Source organism: Paraburkholderia sp. IMGN_8, from assembly GCF_038050405.1.
Classification (GTDB): Bacteria; Pseudomonadota; Gammaproteobacteria; order Burkholderiales; family Burkholderiaceae; genus Paraburkholderia.
On the sequence record NZ_CP150901.1, the window covers coordinates 3,190,161 to 3,211,833 of the forward strand.

Consider the following 21,673-nt stretch of genomic DNA (forward strand, 5'->3'; position numbering starts at 1 on the left):
CGACGTCGGCATCCCTGCCCGCCGATTCAGTGTTTAGACCGCATGTTGGCACGCCAGCTTCGCCGAACGCGTCGGAGGCACCGGGCCTCCGACGGTTGCCCCCGGCGACAAGACGTATTGCAGCTTTGCTGCCAAACTTTGAGCACGGCCATCTCGTGCGTGAGCTGATCACCAGTTGTATTTCGCGCTGGCTAGCACGGTTCGCTCGTTGCCGAATACGCAGACTGAGTACGATTGGCAACCGCTGATGTAGTGGCGGTCGAACAGGTTTGCGACGTTCAGCGCGAAACGCCAGTCGCGGGTGCCATAGTGCAGCGCCGCGTCGTACAGCGTATAGCTCGCGACCGTCAGCGAGTTGTCCGGCGCACCCGCCAACGCGCTCTGGTAGCGGATCCCGCCACCGATCCCGAAGCCTGCGAGCGCTCCTGCGTGCCATGTCCAGTCGGTCCACAGCGACGCCATCTGGCGCGGGCGCGGAATGTCGACCGGCCAGTTGTTCAGCGACGCGTCGTTCGCCTTCACGTTCTTCACGTCCTGATAGATGTACGACGCGACGATCGACAATTCGCGCGTCACGTTTCCGACCGCGCTCAGTTCGATGCCGCGCGAACGCACCTCGCCCGTCTGCACGGAGGATGTGCCGGTCGGATCGAGATTCGTCGGCGTCGGTGTCACGACGTTTGTCTGGTTGATCTGGTAGACGGCCGCGTTCAGCATCAGGTTCTTGCCGGGCGGCTGCCAGCGCAGGCCCGCCTCGATCTGCCTGCCGCGCGTCGGCTTTGGCAGGCCGCCGCCGTACATCCTGACGCCGATGACCGGATTGAACGATGTCGAATAGCCGATGTACGGCGACAGCCCATAGTCGCCCTGGTACGTGAGGCCGACGCGGCCCGAGAACGCGCTGACATCCTGTTTCGCCTGCGTGCCGGCCTCGCGGTCGTCCTGGCGCAGGTTCACCCAATCCTCGCGGCCGCCGAGCGTCAGCGTCCAGCGATTCCATTTGACGTGGTCCTGCGCGTACACGCCGAATGTGTTTATCGCCGTGTACAGGTCGCGGTGGCCGAACGACGTCGGGCCCGAGAAGATCGCGGTCGTGACCGGCGTGTAGACTGGGTTGTAGAGGTTCAGATACGGCGCCTGCGCGAGCCACACACTCTCGGTCGTCGTCTGCCGGTTGTACTGGACGCCCAGCAGCAGCGTGTGCTCGAGCGGCCCTGTGCCGAAACGCGCCTCCGCGTTGTTGTCGATGTCGAAGCGGCTGTAGTTCAGTTGGAACAGCCCTGCGTCACGCGCGATGTCGGTCGTGCTGGCGTTGGCAAGGCCAACGCCGAAGACCGACGCATCGTCAAGCGACAGGTGCATCCAGCGCAGGTTCTGGTGCAGCGTCCAGATCGAATTCAGGTCGTGCGAAAACTGATAGCCGAGCGCCCCCTGCTTCTTGCGGTAGTGATTGAATGTCGGTTCGCCCATGTAGACGTCCGGTGACAGCGGCCCGTTCGGGTTCGGCAGAACCGTGCCCCGCGCGGGCAGGAAGTTGTATGAAATATCACTCCAGTCTTGCAGGTAGGTCGCCGTGAGCGTTAGTGACGTGTCAGCGTTCGGCCGCCAGCGGAACGACGGCGCGAGTGCCACGCGCTGGTCCGCGTTCGGACCGGTCAGCGCATTGCCGTCGCGCGCGACGCCGACGAAGCGATACGCGTACTTGCCGTCGGCGTCGAGCTTGTCGCCGATGTCGAACATTGTCTGCTTGCGCGCGTAGTTGCCGACCTGCACGCCAACCTCGCGCACGCGCTCGCCGTCGGCCTGCTTCGTCTGCACGTCGACGATCGCGCCCGGATCGCCGGCCCCATACAGCACCGACGTTGGCCCACGCAGCACAGTGACGCTGTCGATCATATACGGATCGACGCGCCAATTCGCGAGGGTTGTCGTATTCGGCGCTTGCAATCCGTCGACGAACAAAGTGGGAGTAAAGCCGCGCAGCGCCGCGTACCAGTCGGTGCGGCTGTCGGATCCAAACGATGAGAAGCCCGGTACGTAGCGCAGCGCCTGGTTGAGGTCGGTCGCGCCGGTCATCTCGATCTGCTGCGCAGTGACGACGTTGATCGTTTGAGGAACCTCGGTGATCGGCGTGTCGGTCTTCATGCCGGTCGCCGTGCGTTTACCGACGAGCTCGACTGATGGCACGTTCGCCACGCCTTTCACCGTGATCTCCGGCAGCGTGACGCCAGGCGCCACATCGGCCTGTACCGCGGCGCCCTTCGCTTGCGTATCATTCGCCGGTTGCGTCGCCTGCGCGTACGCATAGCCGACAGCCGCTTCGAAAAATATCCCACCCACAGCAACCGCGATCGCACGTCGCCCCGTGCCCATTGCCCACCCCATCTTCTGTTGCTCCATCATGCTGGGCGCCTGCTCGGCCAGCCCGTTTGTCAAAGAGCGAGAGTCATCCGGTCGCCGCCCCCCCTTTTTTTCCCGTGAACGTCGCACGCTCCAGCGGCGCGTCTCGCTCCGCTGCGTTGTGCACGAGTGTCTCGATGATATCGGCCGAAAGTTGCACGACCTTGAAAACAACATGCCGAACAGGCTGTGACTGTCAGCCCCAGGTCGCGAACATGATCGTCGACGACGGCGGCAGAGCGACGCTGTTGCTGCCCCTCGGTTCGAAGGCCGGGTATTGTCAAGTTGTCGACCGGCAGGCGCTCGAACGCGCGGTACGTAAGGATAGGGTTTTTATGCGGCAAGGCGTTCCAACATGGCAGTGCCCGTCACGCTTTCGCACGCCTCGAAGGCCTGAGTGCGCAGCGCCCGCTTCTGTTTTGCGTCGGTGTGATAGCGGCCATGCATGAAGAGATTGGCTACCTGGTCGTGGACCGAAGAGAAACGTTGCGGCTGACGCGCTGATTTGAAGCGACGCATCACCTTCTCGCGGACTCGTGTTGGCTCGTGCGAGTTCTCCGCCCGGTTGTTCAGCTCCTTTGCACAAATCCGGTCCCTGGCGTGAGCGGACTAGCAGCCCGCGAAAAGCTCAAGAAAATTGTGTTAACACAAAAACTTTTCTATCGCCGGATAGGCTTGCGCCGGTTTTTTGGCCCATTGGCCCCAAGAATGACGAGTCTGAAATTAGTCTCAATCTGGCCGTTCAGGCTCATGAGCCGGTGGATAGCGCCAAATTTCATACATTGTCAAATTTAGGACTATTCCTATCGATTGGCGATGGGTGCTGATGTCAGAGTGACCAGTTTCGGCAACTTGGCTATCTCCGATGTTCACGCACCCTTCGATACCGTCCGACAAAATACTCACCCGTTACATTGCCCCGTTTGGTCTGACGGCTCTGCTAAGACCGAGCAAGGCCGGTCAACCAGTCGAGTCGCTTTGGGTCGGCGGTGAAGGCGAGTGCGGCATCGTGCTGTTTGTGTCAGCACTCGACGCGGAGATTTATCGCCTGCACGCGCGGACCGTCGGCGAAGAGTGGGTTCGGCATCCGCTTGAGACGATCGGCTTTCAATCCACGGTTGAACACCTCGGACAGGCGTGGACCCACCTGGTATTCGCGTTCAATGCAAATGCCAGCCGGCAACTTACGCTGGATCAGTGCGGCTGCTTCCTGCACCCTTGCTTCCCCGAACGTTTCGCCCCGCTGGACACACCGTCCGAGCCGGTGACTTTTCGATTCCGGTCTCGCCTATTCGAGACGATGGAACACCACTGGACACGCATCGGTGAACCGAACTACGCGCAAACAATCAACAAACTTAACCGTTTGGGTACAACAAAGTCCGGCGCGGTCGAGCTGCGCGAGCTGGCCGAAAGAGCATTGAGTGCTGCGAGCCTTGGCCCGGTCGGTGAACCACGTCACGAACAGACTGATTGGACCGTGTTTTCTCCCGGTGCTGGTGCATGGTGTTTCGGACCGAACCAAGCGCGTCAAGGCGCGTTGCATTGACATTGATCCGTGGACAGCAAACAAATGACGAGGGACTGAAAGCAATGCGTAGATCCATGGTCCGATACGGCGACCCGACAACAACGGGCGGTCGCGTGTTTGCGCTTGCCTCCACCATGTTTGACGACGGCAAGCGGATTGCCTTGCACGGTGAGGAAGCGACGTGCGGAAACTGCAAAGGCACGTTCAAGATATTCGGCAGCGGGACAGAATGCACCGACAATGGCCGTGCAACGGTGCTTCACGGCGATCCAGTGATGTGTCCGTGCGGCAAGAACAAGGTTATCGCAGGCAGCGATGCTGGCTGCCATGTCGAAAGCGGCGGCTTGTCGTCTGCCAGGCGTACCAGCGATGCATCCACGGCAAGTGTCTCTTCTTTTGTTGCCGCGGCTTATGACGACCACTTCATCCTGCGGGATCGCGATGGGCGTGCACTTGCCTACAGCGCGTACGCAGTACAACGGGAAGCGGGCAACTTCGAGTATGGAGATACCGACGCATCAGGACACACACATCTGCTGTCATCCGTTGTGAACGCTGAATCTATCGAGATTTTTCTCGCTGGATGACCCCATAAGGAGACAAGACGGTGGGCATTTTTTACGCGGCAGTCGAAGACGATCCGCTTGATAGAACGACATCAATGGCCGGCGCTTACGACGACAGGTTCGTTTTGCGAGGTTGCAATGGGCGCACGCTTGCATACACGGCCTACGCGTTGTGCCCGGAAACCGGCACGTTCGAATACGGCGAAACAGATGGCAATGGGCATACGCATCTGCGGTCATCGGTTGCCACCGCTGAAAACATTAAGGTGTTTCTTGCAGAGTGAGGAATAGCACATGATGCGTCGAATCGCGGTTGTCGGCGACAAGCTGGAAACAGGTGGGCAAATCCTGCCCTATAGCGGTCCTGTCTTTACGATGGGCGACGCTGGACACCAGGTCGCGCTGATTGGCGGGACTGCCTGGTGCGAAGCGTGCAAGAGCACTGGCGTGATAGCGATGGCAGGCGGCCCCCGTCGCATCGATTTTATGGGGCAGACCGCAGCCGATCGCGATATCGTTCACTGTAAATGTGCAACACCCCCGCAAATCGTAGCCCTGCTATCCGGTGAATCTTGGTGCGACGACATGGCTGAAGCGATGGGCGTTGTGACACCGGAAGCAACAGGACATGGTTTGACGACAGCACGAGCGCCCGGCATCGAGCCTCGCCTAATAGGCCGGTACGATGATCGTTTCATTGTGCGCAATTCGAACGGACAAGCGCTGGCTCGCATTCCCTATGCGGTGCAGCGGAAGAACGGCATTTTCGAGTATGGCGAAACGGATGTTGATGGGCATACGCATTTACTGGCTTCCATCGCTTCCGCCGAGAACATCAACGTTTACCTTGCAGGATAGTCATGCCAGAACAGATTCACATTTCCCCGGATGGAGTAAAGTATCGATTGATCGCGACTCGAACGACCACGCCAACGACAGATTCGGAAGCGAAGGAAATTCGAGTGGAGACCGATAGCGTCGAGGTGATCGTCAGCGATTCAATGATGCGCTATTGGGGATCTCAGTTCGGTCACGTGGCGATTGTCGTTGATGGAGTAGCGTACTCGCGAGCTCATGGCGGCTATGACGCTAAAAAAACTCATGCTGAGTATGTGGCAGCACAAGAAGGCCTTCGCGATTCGGTTGGGTACGTGCTCCGAATTTCCCCGGAAGAAAAAAAGAAGATTGAAGCCGAACTGAAACGCCGTGTGGCAGCGACCAACGGCGACCCAGCACGCCACGGATACAGCCTTCTGGATAATAGTTGTTCGTCAAACGTCGCAGACGTATTGAACCTCGTCGGAATCGTTGCCTATGATCCGCGGTGGCCCGCGTTCGGCATGGTGAGCCCCGAAGACATTGCCGTCGGACTATCACATTCCAAGCGGGTGAAGGAGAAGCGGTTCTATCCGAAAGGTGGCTCATGAAAACGCTGCTGTTGGCAATTGCTATTGGAACGGAGGTCCTGATGTCAGCTTGCTCGCATAAGAATGAAGTATGGGTAGCCACGAAAAGCACTCCTGTATATGCATCCGATAGCGATGCGGAAGACCGGGTTCTGTTCACGTTGGCTGCGGGAGATTCTTGTATCCCATTGCGAGAAGGTGTTGTCGTAAAAGCCTATCTGCACACAGAGATCCAGTGTAAGAACGGGCGTGGCTGGGTTATCGACAAACAAAACTTCGACATCAAATCAGCCGACTGACTGGTCCCGCCTTCATTTCCTGCATGAAAGAGGTTGTGCAGGCGCGCTTAGGCAAATGACCGCGCTGGGATCGCGCACCATGTTCAGTTGGCGAAATCCTCAATGCCAGCATATCTTTCCGCACTTGCAGACAGCGATCTTTTTGGATCGCTGTCGTTCCTTTGCCTAGCTGTTGCGGTGGCGGGACTGTTTCGAAGAATTCGAAATTCAAAGCTGTATTTTCCTGCTGTGTTCGTGTGCCTTCTATTCATGCCCGTCATGCATGCAATAGGCTCTTATTTCCTGTCCCAACCAAGTCCGTGAGCGAGCTATGGCATGCGCATAAAAAACCCAACTATATTAAGCGGGCGGGCGCACATTCTATTAGCGGCACAGTCGCTCTGAAATTTTTCGATTTCTACCGCTGGAACTTCATGGAGTTCAATCGTTGAGCGAAAACATACAAGCACTTTTTTTCCGTACTGACGGATGACCCAAGCGGCGCGATTTGGATCATCGTCGCACTCAATTTACTAACTATAACGTGTGGAACACGCCCCAGCATCTGGCGGACAAAGGTCTTCAAGCCTTTGGTATTTGTGCAGCTATTAGTTATTCCGGCGGTTGCCGCTATCGGATTTCACTACGCCATTCGACCGCCAGCGTGACCGTTGATGATCCCTACGCGAGTGCACTCGGCAAACCGAATATCTAATGGCCTCTCACCCGAAGCAGGATGACCAGTGAAGAAGCGTTATCTCGCCCTTGGCTTTGTTCAATTGCTTCTGATTTTCCTATCAGGCTGGCCAAGGCGGGCTTCGTGGAAAGAGATTGATTTTGGTTCTGGAGCATGGTCCTCAGGCGCGCAGCTTTCGCTTTACTGCTTGGCCGGATGGCTCGCAACCATTGCCGTAGCAGCATGGTTTTCCGTAATTGATAAGAGGAACAGATCAATGATCGTTCTGTTCCTCGCTATCCTTCTGCCGTCGATTGAATTCTTCTTGTGGTTTGGGCTGACCTTTTGATAGCGGCATCACGCAGCGGGTGCGGCACGCTGTGGCAGCAGCCGGAACAGCGTGGATCGATGAATACCGAAGAGCACGGCGATTTCCTGCATGCTCGTGTTGCCTTCGTCCGCGAGGCGATAGATATGGTTGAACTGCGCCGGCGTGAGCGTCGGCTTGGGGCCGAATTTCGTGCCACGCGCCTTGACCGCAGCTCGGCCGCTGCTCGTGCATTCAACGATCAGGCTGCGTTCGAACTCGGCCATGCCGCCAAAATCGCAAGGCCAAGTGTAACGGCTTGCAATCCACGGAGCGCATGCTTGGTCGGGCATCGCCCGCTTAGTCGGGTAGCAGCAACGCATCGCTGCGTCGCCGCCCCCAAGAACGGAGCGTGCAACTTTCGCCGCACTCCGCTCAAGCCCTTCAAAGCCCCTGATGAGGAGCCGGTTTCGTTACGGATAGTCCGAGACTGTGAATTTGCGCGTGGCAGGTCGGGTGAACCATGATCAGGTCTCGCGACGCGTTACCTCCGCCGTCAACACGACGGACGATGTGGTGAACGTGCCAGCCTGTGTCCTTGGTTATGGGTTGGAACCGGATCAGCAATCGATTTCCTTCATCGCTGTCCGTCCTCCTGGAACAGCCGTTCAAGGACACCCGGAACACACCCGTACCGGAAACTGGCTGGTCACCTCAGCGCGCCGCAGCATTCGGTGCGTCGTTCGTGGCCGCACTGCACGCGGCTCAGAGAGCGGACGGAGTTTGGGCGAGCTCGGTGAAACGCCGCTACGCGGCAAAGCATTCGTCGAATTGTTTGCGGTAGAGCGAGGCGCGTAGTAGATGTCGCTTGAACGCGAAGTGCTGGCGCACGCGTATGCGCTGCGCCAGCGTGATCCTATTTTTTTAAACCTGTAATTTCAGCGAAGGTCTTCTGTCCCGACATGGAGATGAAATTCAGGAAATGACCGTTCGCCAGACCATGGTCTGTCGAACGGAAACAGGACAAAGCCAGACGTGCCGATTAGAAGCGGACGCGCATGCCCACCGTAACGGCCGTCTGCTGATTCGTATCCGAGGCGCTCAGCCCGTTGATCACTGCGTGAATGCCGCTGCCGCCCGTGTTGCTCACGTGCTGATAAACGCCTTCAAGATAAACGTCGGTTTTCTTCGACAGTGCGTACGAAGCCTGCAGGCTGAACTGATTCCACTTCGGGCTCACGCCGTCGATCCTGCTGTCCGTGTACGTGTACGCGCCGGAAAGGGTTACGGCCGGCGTCAGGTTGTAGCGCGCGTTCAACTCGTAGTTGTTGAAGCGCGCACCGGCACTGCCCAACGAAAGCCCACTCGACGTGCCGGATGCCGAAGCGCCGATGCCCGTCAGGCTATCCAGGTGTGTCTGCGTGAAGACCAGCCCCACCGCCGCCGGCCCGAACGCGTAGTTCGCACCGACACCCCAGGTTCGCTGGGACTGGGCGGTAAACGTCGAATCGTCGCTCACCGCGCCGCTGGTGTTAGTCGAAGACCCGCTGTTGTTGAGTTGCAGATAACCGGCGGCGACATTCAACGGTCCATAGTTATACGATGCACCGAGACTGTATGCACGATTATTCGCAAAGCCGCCCGACTGATTCGAGAAGCCATACAACCCGCTGAACTTCAGTCCTCCGTAGTTAACGCTCTGGTACTTGACCGAATTGCTGATACGGAACGAGTTATCCAGATTGTCGTTGTCGTACGGATGCGCCGCGTGCGTGCCGCCCGACGACGTGCCGGTCAGCGACAGCGGTCCGAGATAATCGACGACGGAATCATACTGACGGCCCAGCGTCACTGCCCCGTACTGATCGCTCGACAAACCGACGAATGCCTGGCGGCCAAACTCGCGGCCTCCCTGACCGGAACTGCCATTCGTAATGCTGAAGCCGCTTTCCAGTGTGAAGATCGCCTTCAGCCCGCTGCCCAGATCCTCCGACCCGCGCAGCCCCCAGCGGCTGCCGTTGACTCCGCCACTCGTTTCCTGAAAGTTGCTGTGACCGCCTTGATTACTGGTGTAGGTAATCCCCGCGTCGATCAGGCCGTAAAGCGTCACGCTGTTTTGTGCATGGGCTGCACCGGCGAACGAGCCGAGTGCTGCGAGTGTGAAGAGCGATTTCTTCATGGGCAATTCTCCGAAAACTGATACTGCTGAACAAGTTGTACAGAATGAGAGGCGCGACGATAGTCGAACCCTTTGCGGGTTCTGCCATTCACTGCTAATCGGACCGGCAACGCATGCGCCGGTCGCAAATCGATTTAAGCGCACTATTCATCGTTCGCCGTCGTCTTTTGACAACGTGCGTGATTACCGGTGGTTTCACGTTTCGCGAGTGAAGTCCCACGCACAGCCTGCCGAAGCATCCGCGCGATCTACGTTCCGGCGCTGTGAGCCGTGTCGTACAAGAGATAGGGCGCCTCGGGCGGGTCAGCGAGTTCGACATGCGGACTTGCCCGCTCCGTTACAGGTTCGTGATCTTCGAAAGATTTTCAAAGATTGCATTGGTTTTGTCAGGCGACGGGTCGCTTGCCGCCGGCATCGACAGGCGCGATTTCTTCAATGACTCACGCCGGAAGACAATTGCCATAAGCGGGTCCGAGGATCGCTCACCCCGGATCCCCCAAAGCACCTTCATGCCGTGCTAATGCAGCACGACGTATGCGCCTGTCCGCACGTCGATCCACATCATTCGCCCATTTGTTTTGTGGCTATACACGAGGGCGCGGGATTCGCGCTGACTATTGAGAAAACCCAATACGGCGCACAAAGTATGCTTGCCGCGGTAGCGCAAGGATCTCGTCGCATCACCGCTTCCACTGACGATCACGATGGGGTTGATTCGCACCTTACGAGCGATCTGATCTGGCGTTGCAGCTGGCATTTCATCCTCCGCGTTGAGTGGTTACGTGAGGAATAACGTCGCTATTGCCGGGGGCTTGAGAAAAGGAAAGGTGACGTAAGGTCGTCGTGCTGCGCGAGATGCCAACAATTGGTAAGGACTGCGCGATGTACCTCGTTTTTTCCAGACATTCGCCCGGTGCAGAATGCGCACAATTCAACACGTACCGCTGCTCATCCCGGACGAGTTTGCGGATCGAAATCCTGACGACCGCTGCACGGCAAAGCTTACCCCGACTGATGGAGAAACCAGACGCGGAAAGGCAGCGGTCTGCCTCCCCTACAACAACGGGCGCTTCAATACTCCGTACAGCGCCACACGTCTGACAAAGGAATCGATAGATGCGGCGACTCATCATCCCGGCAGTACTGGTTGTGCTGCTTCAGCTTCAAGGTTGCGCAACGTCGTTGGAAACGTTCCTCGCAGGGACGCTGGCTGGTACTGCGGTCGGCATCGGCGCTATAGCCTGCATGGTCACGTGTCATTGAGTTACGTACCCGTCTCCGCCCATCCGCCACCGAGCGCCTTGTAAAGCGTCACGAGGTTCGACAGCTTCGACAGCGTATCGTTCGCCAGTTGCTGCTGCGCCGTGTACAGCGTGCGCTGGGCATCCAGTAAGGTGAGGAAACTGTCGGTTCCACTCCGGTATCGCGACTGCGCCAGGTCGTAGTAGTGTTGAGCCGATACAACGTACTCCCGGTCGGCGTTGACCTGGTCGACGTACGTCGCCCGTCCGGCCAAGCCATTCGAAACTTCCTTGAACGCAGTCTGAATCGCCTTTTCGTAGTCCGCGACTTCGATGTCCTTTTCGACCTTGGCAACATCCAGCGATGCCTTGTTACTCCCATAGTCGAAGATCGGCACCGAGATCGTGGGCGCGAAACTCCACGCCCCGCTACCGGCCTTGAACAATCCGGAAAGACCGCTACTGGAAGTGCCCGCTGCCGCCGTCAGCTCGATATTCGGGAAGAACGCGGCCCGAGCCGCGCCGATATTCGCGTTCGCCGCCTTCAGCGTATGCTCGGCCTCGACGATATCGGGACGCCGCGTCAATAGATCAGAGGGCACGCCCTCCCCGATATCGGCGAGCAGATTCTCGTTGTCCACCAAGGTACCGCCCCGCGGCAGATCGTCCGGGATCGGACAGCCGATTTCAGCGACGAGATTATTGCGGTCCTGCGCAACGGCTCGCGTATAAGAGGCAAGGCTCGACCGTGCACTCGCCAGAGAATTCCGTGCTTGCTGGACATCCTGCATTGAGGCGCTGCCGATTTTCATCATGCTTACCGTCAGATCGTAAGTCTGCTGATCCGCCTCGACCGTATCGGTCGTGATTTTCAGCAGCGCTTCGTCGGACAATAGCTGAAGGTAATCGGTTGCAACCGCCGCCACCAGGCTTAGCTGCGTACTCGTGCGCGCCGCATCCGTCGACAGATATTGCTCAAGCGCCTGGCGCTTGAGACTGCGCAGGCGACCGAAGAAATCGATCTCCCATGACGACATGCCCACGCTTGCGCTGCTCGAACTGCTCACCGTTCCCTGAGAACGCTCACGCGTGAACGAACCTGAAGCGTCGATCGTGGGCGCGAGATTGGCGCGCGCGATACGGTATTTCGCCTCGTACTCGGCGACGTTGAGCGTCGCCACCCGCATATCGCGATTGTTCTCGAACGCAAGCTCGATCAGCCGCTGCAGACGCGGGTCCTTGAAGAAATCCCGCCAGCCGATATCGGCGGCAAGCGGTGCGTTATCCGCCGTGCCCTTGACCGGCTTCGCACCGGTTCCGTATGCCGATCCGGTCGGCCACGCCGAATCGATCGGTGCAGCGGGCCGCTGATATGCCGGATCAAGCGAACAGGCGCTCAACGCTACCGCACACACCACACCCAGTAATTTTAGATTCATGCTTCACCCTTACCCGCTTGAGCCTCGTCCGCTCCGTGTCCGTGCTCCCTGAAAAGCTTCCGTACCACCACAAAGAAAACCGGCACAAAGAAAATTGCCAGCACGGTCGCGGCGATCATCCCACCCGCGACGCCGGTGCCAATCGCACGCCGCGCTGCGGCCCCTGCGCCCGTGCTGATAACGAGCGGCAGCACCCCGCACACGAATGCGAGCGACGTCATCAGGATCGGCCGCAAACGCAGGTGGGCAGCTTCAAGTATCGCGTCGATCATGCCGCGCCCCTGGGCCTGCAGATCCTTTGCGAACTCGACGATCAGGATCGCGTTCTTGGTCGAAAGCCCGATCGTGGTGAGCAGGCCCACCTTGAAGTAAACGTCATTGGACAAGCCGCGTACATGTGCGCCGAGCAGCGCACCCAGCACGCCGAGCGGCACCACGAGAATCACGGCAATCGGCACCGACCAGCTTTCATAAAGACCTGCAAGACACAGGAACACCACAATCAGCGAAATGGCGTACAGATAGGTCGCTTGCGATCCCGATTGATTCTCCTGCAAGGATTGCCCCGTCCATTCGATGCCAAATCCTGTCGGCAATTGCTTCGCAAGCTTTTCGACTGCGGCCATCGCCTGCCCGGTACTCGCGCCCGGCATGGTCTGTGCCGACATCTCCATCGCGAGTGTCCGGTTATAGCGCTCGATCTGCGGCGGCCCGAAGGTCCATCGGCTTGTCGCGAATGCCGAGAACGGCACCATCGTCGAGTCATAGCTCGTTGTCGTGCTGCTCGATGACGAGGTCGAGGATGAACTTGCCGACGAAGATGAAGATGAAGATGAAGACGAGCTCGAGCTTGCCTTGACGTACCACTGGCCGATATCGGCCGGCATCATCCGATATGGCGCGTCGGCCTGGACATACACCTTTTGAACTCGACCGCTGTCGATATAGTTGTTGACGTACGACGAACCAAACGCGGTCTGCAGCGTGTCGTCCACATCGGAAATCGACAGACCGAGCGCACTCGCCTTCTCCCGATCGATATCGACCTTGAATTGCGGCGTGTCCTCCAACCCTGCGGAACGCATCATGGCCAGCGACGGATTCTTCGCCGCCAATGCCATAAGCTGGTTACGCGCCTGCAGCAATTTATCGTGACCCTGGCCGGCGCGATCCTCGATTTCGAAGTCGAGGCCGCTTTGATTGCCAAGTCCCTGAATGGGGCTTGGGTTTAACACGAAGATTTGCGCATCGCGATTCTTTGCGAAACGTGCGTTCGCACGCTGAATGATCGCTGCGGCCTGTTGATCGGCGCTTCGCCGTTCGCTCCAGTCTTTCAGCGAAACGAACGCAAATGCATTGTTTTGCCCCTGGCCATTGAAGCTGAAACCATTGACCGTGATCATTTTCTCGACGGCCGGTTCATCGTGCAGAAAATAGTTTTCCACCTCCTCGACCGTCTTGAGGGTTCGCGATGCAGGTGTTCCCGCCGGCGTGGAAACCATGACCAGAACGACGCCCTGGTCCTCATCAGGCAGATAGGATGACGACAGGGTCATATATAGAAGACCCACTACCCCGCCAATCAGTGCATAGATGATCATATAGCGCGCCGGCTTGCCGACTATGCGGCCCAGCGCTGACGTATAGCGCCGATTGTTGGCGCCGAACCACCGGTTGAACCAGCCGAAGAAGCCGCGCCGCTCGTGCTGCCCGGCATCGGCGCGCTTGAGCAACGTCGCACAGAGCGCCGGCGTGAGCGTCAACGCAAGCACGACGGACAGCACCATCGCGGAGACGATCGTGATCGAAAACTGCCGGTAGATCGCGCCCGTCGAGCCGGAGAAGAACGCCATCGGAATGAACACCGCGGTCAGCACCGTCGTCACGCCGACGAGCGCTCCGGTAATCTGGCTCATCGCCTTGCGAGTCGCCTCTTTCGGTTCGAGATTCTCCTCGCTCATAATCCGCTCGACGTTTTCGACCACGACGATGGCGTCGTCGACGAGCAGGCCGATTGCAAGCACCATCGCGAACATCGATAGCACGTTGATCGAGAAACCGACCGCCGACATCACGGCAAACGTACCGAGCAAAGCCACCGGCACGACGATCGTCGGGATCAGTGTCGCCCGGATGTTCTGCAGGAACAGGTACATCACGAGAAACACGAGGATCACTGCTTCGAACAGTGTCTTGATCACCTCTTCGATCGAAATCTTGACGAACGGCGTGGTGTCGTATGGATAGTCGATCGCGACGTCCTTGGGCAACTGCGCTTGCAGTTCCGTAAGCTTGGCCCGGACCGCCTTCTGCACGTTCATTGCGTTCGCACCGGTCGCGAGCTTGACCGCGAGCGCGGCAGCGGGCTTACCGTTCAGGCGCGATGACGTGTCATACGAATCTCCGCCCAGTTCGACACGGGCGACATCTTTCAACAGAATCTTCGACCCGTTGCTATTGACCCGCAGCAAGATGTTTTCGAACTGATCCGCGGTAGTCAGGAGGCTCGCCGCGGAAATGGTCGCGTTGATCGCCTGCGTATCCGTCGACGGCGCGCCACCCAGCTGGCCGACCGATACCTGAACGTTTTGATTCGTAATAGCGGTTGTGACATCGGACGTCATGAGCCCAAAGCTATGCAGCTTCACCGGGTTCACCCAGATGCGCATCGCGTGTTGCGCACCGAACAACGTGACGTCGCCCACCCCGTTGATCTGCGTAAGCGGATCCTCGAGCCGGGTAGCAATCAGGTTGCCGAGATCGATCGAATTCAGGCTGCCGCCCGGCGACGACAGGGTCACGATCATCAGAAAGCTGCTCGATGACTTGGCGACCTGAACCCCCTGTTCCTGCACGGTTTGAGGCAACGTGGAGGTTGCCTGGCTTACCTTGTTCTGAACCTGAACCTGGGCAATGTCCGGATCGGTGCCGGGCTGGAAAGTCAGCGTAATCGACGCCTGGCCCGCCGAACTGCTGGTCGACGACATATACAGCAGATGGTCGATCCCGCTCAGCTTCTGCTCGATCACCTGCGTCACCGTCGCGGCGACCGTCTCGGCCGAAGCGCCCGGGTAGGTGGCCGTGATCTGTACCGACGGCGGTGCGATGGTCGGATACTGCTCGATCGGCAACGTCGTCGTGGCCGCGGCGCCGATCAGCATGATAACGATCGCGATCACCCACGCCAGAATCGGTCTATTGATGAAGAAACTTGCCATGCCGCCCCCCGCTTATTGCTTCGTCGCGTCGGCCGACACAGCCGAAGCACCGGTGCTCGCAGAATTCGCTGCGATCTTGACAGGCGCCCCGGCATGCACTTTTTGCAGGCCGCTGACGATCACGCGATCGCCAGCCTTGAGTCCTTGCGTGACGATCCACTGATCGCCATAGGCGGTATTCGCTTGCACAATCACCTGTTTGGCGTTGTTGGCGGCGTCGACCACATACACCGTTGCCTTGCCGTCCGATGCACGCGACACGGCGAGCTGAGGCACGAGAATCGTATTGTCATCCTGACCTTCGTTGAGTTGCGCACGCACGAACATGCCCGGCAGCAGTTCCTGGTTCGGGTTCGGGAAAATCATTCGCAATGTGACGGAGCCCGTGGTGGCATCGACCGTGATACCGGTAAACTGCAGCACGCCGGTCTGTCCGTATTCGGTGCCGTCCTCCATGACGAGTTTCACGGCTGCACCGTTTGCGCCCATCTTCTGCAATCGCCCGGCCGCGAACTCCTTGCGCAGTCGCAACCATTCCATGCTCGAACGCGAGACGTCGAGATACATCTGGTCGAACGCCTGAATCGTCGACAATGCCGTTGTCTGATCGGACGTGACGAGCGCCCCTTCCGTCACCGTCGACGCGCCGATGCGCCCGGAAATCGGCGCCTTGATGCGCGTGTATTCCAGATTGACCCGCGCGGACTCGAGCGACGCCCGGTCAGCGATGACGGTCGCCTGATCCTCGTTCACCGCAGCGAGGGCGTCGTCGTAATCCTGCTTGCTGACCGCGTTGATCTTGACGAGTTCGACGTAGCGATCGGCCTTTGTCTTCGCCGATGCAAGCGTGGCCTGCGCGTTTGCCAGGGTGCCCTTCGCCTGGTCATAGGACGCCTGGTACGTGGCTGGATCGATCTGGTAGAGCAATTGTCCGGCCTTGACATCCGAACCTTCGGTGAAGAGCCGCTTGAGCACGATCCCGCTGATCTGCGGCCGGACGTCGGCTACCTTGAGCGCGGAAAGGCGCCCCGAGAGTTCGGTGGTCTGCACGACTTTTTGCGGCGCGATGGTCACGACACCGACCTCAGCCATCTGCGCCGCGCCGCCCATCGGACCTGGCGAGGCGCCCGAGGATCCCTTGCCGCATCCGCCGAGCGCCAACACCACCGCTGCAACAAGGACAGGTAGCAATCGGTTATGGGCGCAACCGATCGGGCGATGGGCTGTACGCCGCTGTGATGAAATTTCTTCCATAGTTTTCTGTTCAACGCTTTAACGGAATCTGGACTGTCGCGTGGACGCGATCGAAGGACAGCGATCGGTGCGCTTAGGTATGCGGTCACCACAGTAACGAAATGCGTCTTACGGGGGCTTAGAGAAAAATTACAAACCGCAACACGGGTCTTCGATGTGCAACGGCTTGCCTTTTACGCGCAGCATCGAGCCGCACGAACGAGCGCAACGCAGGTACGAGCGGAACCTGGATGGTCGGATGGTTCAGAAATGTTCGGAACCTGTGAGCGCACGGCAAGCAGGCAGGGCCTGCCATGGCATGGTGGAGCGCGGTGCGGGTTTCGGGCCGCTGGGTGTGAGCTATATGGATTGCGGGCGGACGACGGTTGCCGGCAAGCTGATATTCCGCTGCCACTACGCTAGTTTTGACGAACTGACTCTTTTTCCTGTCGTAGGTCGGCGAGCATTTTGCCGGTTATCGAGCGCAGATCCTGCAGACTTTTCAGTGGGATTCCGAAAGACAGCCACCCCAAGCCAGGGTGACGCAGATGCAGGCCGCATCCATTGATCAGGGGTTCATGAACCATATAGCAGAGTGGATCGAGAACGGCAGCTCGCGGTCCGGATGGAGCCTCCGTCGTTACCGGCGGCTGCATGATTTCCCGGTACTCCGCGAGCGTCTGCATCAGGACTTCCACATCCGAGGCACGCATCGTATAGGGTCCGTCGGGCAGCGATAACAGCAGATGATGCTCACCGTCAGTTGTGATTCGATGTTCCAGATTCAGCCTGTGCATTTCTCACCTCACTAACAAGATCGGTATTGTGCGGATTCTGCCATTACGGCACCGCTCATACATCACGCTGCATTTCAGGTGATTTCCACATCTTTCGGTATATGAGGGAGGCCTTGCGATGCCAATTGTCACCGGTCCGGTGATAGTCATAGGCTACGTTCAGCACGCGGCGCCGGGCCTTAATCACGCACGCTCGGCCACCTGAGCATCGTCGTCCATGCGCAGCAGCCGCCCCGCGTTGGCAATCACAATGAACGTGCCGAGGTTATGCAACAGCGCGACCCAAACCGCGCTCAGCACCCCCGCCGCGGCAAGCGCGATCACACCGACAGTCCAGCTCAGCCCGATCGCCGCGTTGATCGTCGCGGTATGCAGGCACCGCCGCCCGAGCCGGACACAGGTCGGGATACGCCGCAGATCGTCACCGAGCAACACGACATCTGCGGACGCTACCGCAATGTCGATGCCCCGCTCGCCCATGGCGATACTGGTGGGGCCGGCCTTGATGGCGAGCACATCGTTCAAGCCATCGCCAACCACCAACGGATGGTAGCCGGCTGCCATTTCGTGCACTACGTAGTCCAGCTTGTCGTGCGGCAGAGCTTGCGCCACCACCAGTCCGATGCCGGTTTCCACCGCGAGCTTGCGCGCAACCGGCTCGCGATCACCAGTCAGAAGCGTCTGGCGCGTCAGTCCCAGGTCGCGCAATGCCGACAGCGCGCCGCGCGCCTCGGCGCGCAGCGCATCCGCAAAACCAAACCATGCGAGAAACCTGCCGTTCAGCGCAAGACCGACACAGGGCCCTTCGATCGCGCGAGGCGGCTCCGGCAACGCCGGCACGTGTTCCGTGAGCAAGCCGTAGCGGCCCAGCACCGCAACACCTTCCGGCGTCTCACCCACAATGCCGAGACCTCGTAGTTCGCGCGTATGTTCGAACGGCGCGCGCTCGCATCCAGCCGGTTCGGCGTCGGTCACGTAACGCACCAGCGCGCGGCTCACCGGATGCGCGCTACTACCGCCGAGCCGGGCCGCAAGTTCGAGCACCTGCGCCTGATCGACGCCCGGCTCCAGGAACACGTTTTCGACACGCAATTCGCCGTAGGTCAGCGTGCCGGTCTTGTCGATCACCAGCGAATCGATTTGGGCAAACTTGTCCAGAAACGCGGCACTCCTGAACAGGATGCCGTGCCGTGCGCCCACGGCAATGCCGGCGATGGCCGTCGAAGGCGCCGCGAGCACCAGCGCGCACGGGCATGCCGCGACAATGACGGCCAGCATCGCCGACGCATTCGACGATGCGAACCACACGATCGCCGCAATCAGCAGCACGAGGCAAAGATAACCGCCCATGTAGCGTTCGAGTATCTGCGTAATCGGTGGCTTCGCCTGCTCGGCGCGCTGCATGAGTTCGATGATCTTGCCGAGCGTCGACTGTTTGCCGGCATGCGTGACCTCGATGCGCAGCGGCCCGTCGAGATTCATCGCGCCGCCGAATACCGCGGTTCCCGCCTCCACGTCGAGCGGCACGGACTCGCCGGTGATGGGTCCATTATCGACACTGGACTGGCCATGCTGCACGACACCGTCGGCAGGAATCCGCGCGCCGGCCACGACTTCGATCAGATCTCCCGCGCGCACCGCTTCATACAGCACCTCTTCGATTGCACCGTCCGCGCCGACGCGCCGCACCTTGCCCGACGTCAGCCTGCCGAGCGCCCGGATCGCCTCTTGCGATCCAAGCACGCTGCGCTCTTCGAGCGCGTGCCCAAACGTCATCACGATCGGCAACAAGGCGGCCGTCGCCATGTCCCCCACCGCCCACGCCGCCAGCATCGCGAGCGCAATCAGCCGATCGGTCACGCCGTGCAGGCTGGGCGTCTTCAGGCTTCGCCACGCGCTGGCGAACACCGGTCCCGCGACGACGAGCGACGCGAGTCCCGCCAGTACCTGCGCAAGCGCCTCTCCACCCGCGGCGAAGTGCCCCCACGTTAGCGATAACACCAGAAGGCCGCCGGCCAGCAACGCAAGCGCGATTTGCCGCGTCACGGTCCGCTGCTCGGATGCCGACAACGCAATGGCCGGACCCGGAGGCAACTGGCCTGCCGCGCCGGCCTGCCACTCGTCATCCCCGGGGATTGTTTGCTCGAAATTCGCGCTCATCTCGCGTTCCCCGGCAGGATCAGATTCGATGTATTGCGAGGATCGACGGTCGTCACGCCTGCCGCTTTCGACAGGATGCCCTGAACGCGGTCCCGATAGACACGCGCCAGCAAACCTGGATCGCTATTCGTTCGCAATGGCACTTCCAGTTGCTGGATCGTCAAGGTTTTGGACTGTGCGCTCGACACGCGTTCGACCGCGCTCGCTTGCGCGTTCTGTACGATCCGGTCGGCGTCCTGCTGGGCATCCTGGCGCGTTCTTTCAGCGGCCGTGCGCGCTTCGGCGATGCTCCGCTCGGCCACCTGCAGCGACGTCAGCACCGAGTTGAACGCGTTGACGGCAGGCGCGGGAAACGCCGCCTCGACGTCGACGCGCGCGACTTCGACGCCGAGTCCCGCGTGCAGCGCATCGAGCTGCCGCAGATGCCGTTCGATTTCCTGTGCGAGATCGCCGCGCAATTGCTCGCGCTTGATGGCCACCTGCTGATCCGCCGACAACTGCTCGGGCCGCGCCACGAGAATCGCATCCAGATTGCGTTTGGCCGCCACCTCGACCGCCGATGCGGACACGATCCGCTCGAGCGCTGAAACGAGCCTGTCCTTCTGCAGCACGTAAGCGTAGGGATCGACTACGCGGTAATACAGTGTGGCGCGCAACTGCAAGACGCCGTTGTCGCCTGTCAACACATAACCGGACCCGGCCAGCGCGTCGGACAACATGGCGTTGCCGCCCGCAACCGGAGGTTCGGCTCCGCCGCCCGGCGCACCTGCCTCGCCGGGTGACGCGAGAGGCGCCGCTTCCGACACGCTGGAATCGGCAGCACGCGCGCGCGGATCGCGTTCGAGCGACTGAATTCGCTGCTCGAGCACGCGCGCGCTGCCCGGCACGAGCAGCGCCGACTCGAAGGGATGCGGCCAGGCAATCAGCAGTCCCGCGTCCTGGGTTCGAACGAATGCGCCGAAGCGCAATACGACCGCGCGGCTATCAGGCGGTATGCGCCGAATGTTCGACCCCGCCCATGCGCACGCGGCAAGCACAGCCACTGCGACGACAAACCAGAACGAGAGGCGCACGGCCTGTGCGCCTGGGCCGAGCGGCGGCATGCCGGAGCCGGTGCTCATCGCGCGGACCTGCCTTTCTTCGACGTGGACGAGGTGGAGGATGCGGCCTGCGGCGGCTGCGCCGGCCTCAGGTCGGCGGGACCCTGTACGAGTGCCTGGAACGGCGCTGCATCTGTGCGCAAGATCAGGTTCGTGTTGGCGCTGACGACCGTATCCAGCGTGTCGAGCGAGCGCAGCATCGTGTACAGCCGGGGATTGCCTGCATAGCTGTTGCCGTAGATCGCCGCCGCATCCTTGCGAGACTGGGCTTCGATCTCCGCCGCCTTCACGTTCGCGTCGGCCAGCGCAATGCGCGCGTCACGGTCCGCATCCGAGCGGATCTGCGCCGCCTCGCGATTGCCGTCGGCCGTGCGCTGTGCGGCCACTGTCTCGCGTTCGGCGCTCATCCGGCCGACAGTCGCCGCCAGCGTCACGGCGGGAAGCGTCAGCCGCTCCAGACCAACCTGGATAACGTGCACGCCATAGGCCGAATACAGTTGTGCGTCGATCTGACTGCGCAAGGTGTCTTCGAATGCCGAGATCCGCACCTGGGACGGGTCCGTGTTGACCAATGACGAGAGGTCGAAACCGGCCGACGTCGTCTGCAACGCCGAGCCGAGCAGCGAGCGGATTTGCCGGGCTGCTTCGTCGGGCTCGTTGCCCACGGCTCGCACGAAATGGCTCACGTCGTTCGGATTCGCCGCCACGTGCCACGCGACGTAGGCCTGCACAATGATGCGCAGGCCATCGCGCGTGCCGACATCCTGCAGGCCGCTCGAGGTGGTGTGCAAGCGCAGGTCGACCGGCACCGCCGCTTCGATCGGCGCAGGCAGGCGCCATGCGAGACCAGGTTCGAGCAGCACGCGCACCGATTGCCCAAAGCGCGTGATGACCGATGCTTCGCCCGCGCGCACCGAAATGAAACTCGCCACCGTGATCGCGACGATCACACACAGCGCGGCAAGCAGCACGCGCAGGTAAAAGGGGCCGCGCTCCGGCGGCTCGCCCTGATCCGCATGCGCATGGCCGCCGTGATGGTGATGCCCGTGGCCATCATGGTGCGAATGGAACAAACTCATAGTGTCACCCTGAAAACAGCTTTATCTAACGTGCGACGCAAGGTCATTCGGCGACGCCCTACG

Annotated in this window: 19 protein-coding genes and 1 pseudogene; 7 read left to right on the forward strand and 13 right to left on the reverse strand. The window is 60.1% G+C overall.

The features are described 5' to 3' along the window. Nucleotides 1-168 precede the first annotated feature (168 nt). Together WN982_RS35580 and WN982_RS35585 are read right to left on the reverse strand one after the other, a co-directional pair. On the reverse strand, nt 169-2,385 hold the full coding sequence (locus tag WN982_RS35580) for a TonB-dependent siderophore receptor (protein WP_341319529.1): 2,217 nt from the start codon (nt 2,383-2,385) through the stop codon (nt 169-171). Nucleotides 2,386-2,733: 348 nt separating this feature from the next. Next, nucleotides 2,734-2,979 (reverse strand): annotated as a pseudogene (locus tag WN982_RS35585) (IS6 family transposase); the annotation flags it as partial. 286 nt (nt 2,980-3,265) lie between these two features. Between WN982_RS35585 and WN982_RS35590 the strand changes: the two are divergent. The 7 genes from WN982_RS35590 (at nt 3,266) to WN982_RS35620 (ending at nt 7,206) form a co-directional block, all read left to right on the forward strand. Then, nucleotides 3,266-3,949: a hypothetical protein gene (locus WN982_RS35590; protein ID WP_341316676.1), complete on the forward strand. Its 684-nt coding sequence runs from the start codon at nt 3,266-3,268 to the stop codon at nt 3,947-3,949. After that, nucleotides 3,946-4,518 carry a PAAR domain-containing protein gene (locus WN982_RS35595; RefSeq protein ID WP_341316677.1) on the forward strand — a complete coding sequence of 191 codons (573 nt, stop codon included), beginning with the start codon at nt 3,946-3,948 and terminating at the stop codon, nt 4,516-4,518. The genes WN982_RS35590 and WN982_RS35595 overlap by 4 nt, the downstream gene beginning before the upstream one ends. A gap of 20 nt (nt 4,519-4,538) precedes the next feature. Beyond that, nucleotides 4,539-4,781: a hypothetical protein gene (locus WN982_RS35600; RefSeq protein ID WP_341316678.1), complete on the forward strand. Its 243-nt coding sequence runs from the start codon at nt 4,539-4,541 to the stop codon at nt 4,779-4,781. A gap of 10 nt (nt 4,782-4,791) precedes the next feature. Next, nucleotides 4,792-5,355 carry a PAAR domain-containing protein gene (locus tag WN982_RS35605; protein ID WP_341316679.1) on the forward strand — a complete coding sequence of 188 codons (564 nt, stop codon included), beginning with the start codon at nt 4,792-4,794 and terminating at the stop codon, nt 5,353-5,355. 2 nt (nt 5,356-5,357) lie between these two features. Then, a complete protein-coding gene (locus WN982_RS35610; RefSeq protein ID WP_341316680.1) occupies nt 5,358-5,924 on the forward strand; it encodes a hypothetical protein in 567 nt (188 codons plus the stop codon). Then, nucleotides 5,921-6,202, forward strand: coding sequence for a hypothetical protein (locus tag WN982_RS35615; RefSeq protein ID WP_341316681.1), 282 nt, complete (start codon nt 5,921-5,923; stop codon nt 6,200-6,202). Before WN982_RS35610 ends, WN982_RS35615 begins: the two co-directional genes overlap by 4 nt. A gap of 722 nt (nt 6,203-6,924) precedes the next feature. Beyond that, entirely contained in the window at nt 6,925-7,206 is a 282-nt protein-coding gene (locus WN982_RS35620; RefSeq protein WP_341316682.1) for a hypothetical protein, read from the forward strand. A gap of 8 nt (nt 7,207-7,214) precedes the next feature. Here WN982_RS35620 and WN982_RS35625 read toward each other — a convergent pair whose 3' ends face one another. The 11 genes from WN982_RS35625 to WN982_RS35670 form a co-directional block, all read right to left on the reverse strand. Next, nucleotides 7,215-7,451 (reverse strand): helix-turn-helix domain-containing protein, encoded by a 237-nt coding sequence (locus WN982_RS35625; RefSeq protein ID WP_341316683.1) that lies wholly within the window; start codon nt 7,449-7,451, stop codon nt 7,215-7,217. Between the two features lie 157 nt (nt 7,452-7,608). Next, the gene (locus tag WN982_RS41110; RefSeq protein ID WP_348524568.1) at nt 7,609-7,851 is read right to left on the reverse strand and encodes an HNH endonuclease signature motif containing protein; all 243 of its coding nucleotides are present in this window, start codon (nt 7,849-7,851) and stop codon (nt 7,609-7,611) included. A 355-nt stretch (nt 7,852-8,206) separates the two neighbouring features. Further along, nucleotides 8,207-9,343: a porin gene (locus WN982_RS35630; RefSeq protein WP_341316684.1), complete on the reverse strand. Its 1,137-nt coding sequence runs from the start codon at nt 9,341-9,343 to the stop codon at nt 8,207-8,209. A gap of 517 nt (nt 9,344-9,860) precedes the next feature. Continuing rightward, the gene (locus tag WN982_RS35635; protein ID WP_341316685.1) at nt 9,861-10,100 is read right to left on the reverse strand and encodes a hypothetical protein; all 240 of its coding nucleotides are present in this window, start codon (nt 10,098-10,100) and stop codon (nt 9,861-9,863) included. 507 nt (nt 10,101-10,607) lie between these two features. Next, nucleotides 10,608-12,023, reverse strand: coding sequence for an efflux transporter outer membrane subunit (locus tag WN982_RS35640; RefSeq protein ID WP_341316686.1), 1,416 nt, complete (start codon nt 12,021-12,023; stop codon nt 10,608-10,610). Then, nucleotides 12,020-15,241, reverse strand: coding sequence for an efflux RND transporter permease subunit (locus WN982_RS35645; protein ID WP_341316687.1), 3,222 nt, complete (start codon nt 15,239-15,241; stop codon nt 12,020-12,022). The genes WN982_RS35640 and WN982_RS35645 overlap by 4 nt, the downstream gene beginning before the upstream one ends. A 12-nt stretch (nt 15,242-15,253) precedes the next feature. After that, entirely contained in the window at nt 15,254-16,432 is a 1,179-nt protein-coding gene (locus WN982_RS35650; protein WP_341316688.1) for an efflux RND transporter periplasmic adaptor subunit, read from the reverse strand. A gap of 461 nt (nt 16,433-16,893) precedes the next feature. After that, nucleotides 16,894-17,271 (reverse strand): hypothetical protein, encoded by a 378-nt coding sequence (locus WN982_RS35655; protein WP_341316689.1) that lies wholly within the window; start codon nt 17,269-17,271, stop codon nt 16,894-16,896. Between the two features lie 183 nt (nt 17,272-17,454). Continuing rightward, entirely contained in the window at nt 17,455-19,431 is a 1,977-nt protein-coding gene (locus tag WN982_RS35660) for a cation-translocating P-type ATPase (RefSeq protein ID WP_341316690.1), read from the reverse strand. Further along, nucleotides 19,428-20,552, reverse strand: a complete 1,125-nt coding sequence (locus WN982_RS35665; protein WP_341316691.1) for an SPFH domain-containing protein — start codon at nt 20,550-20,552, stop codon at nt 19,428-19,430. Before WN982_RS35665 ends, WN982_RS35660 begins: the two co-directional genes overlap by 4 nt. Continuing rightward, nucleotides 20,549-21,610 (reverse strand): protease modulator HflC, encoded by a 1,062-nt coding sequence (locus WN982_RS35670; RefSeq protein WP_341316692.1) that lies wholly within the window; start codon nt 21,608-21,610, stop codon nt 20,549-20,551. Before WN982_RS35670 ends, WN982_RS35665 begins: the two co-directional genes overlap by 4 nt. Between the last annotated feature and the right edge of the window lie 63 nt (nt 21,611-21,673).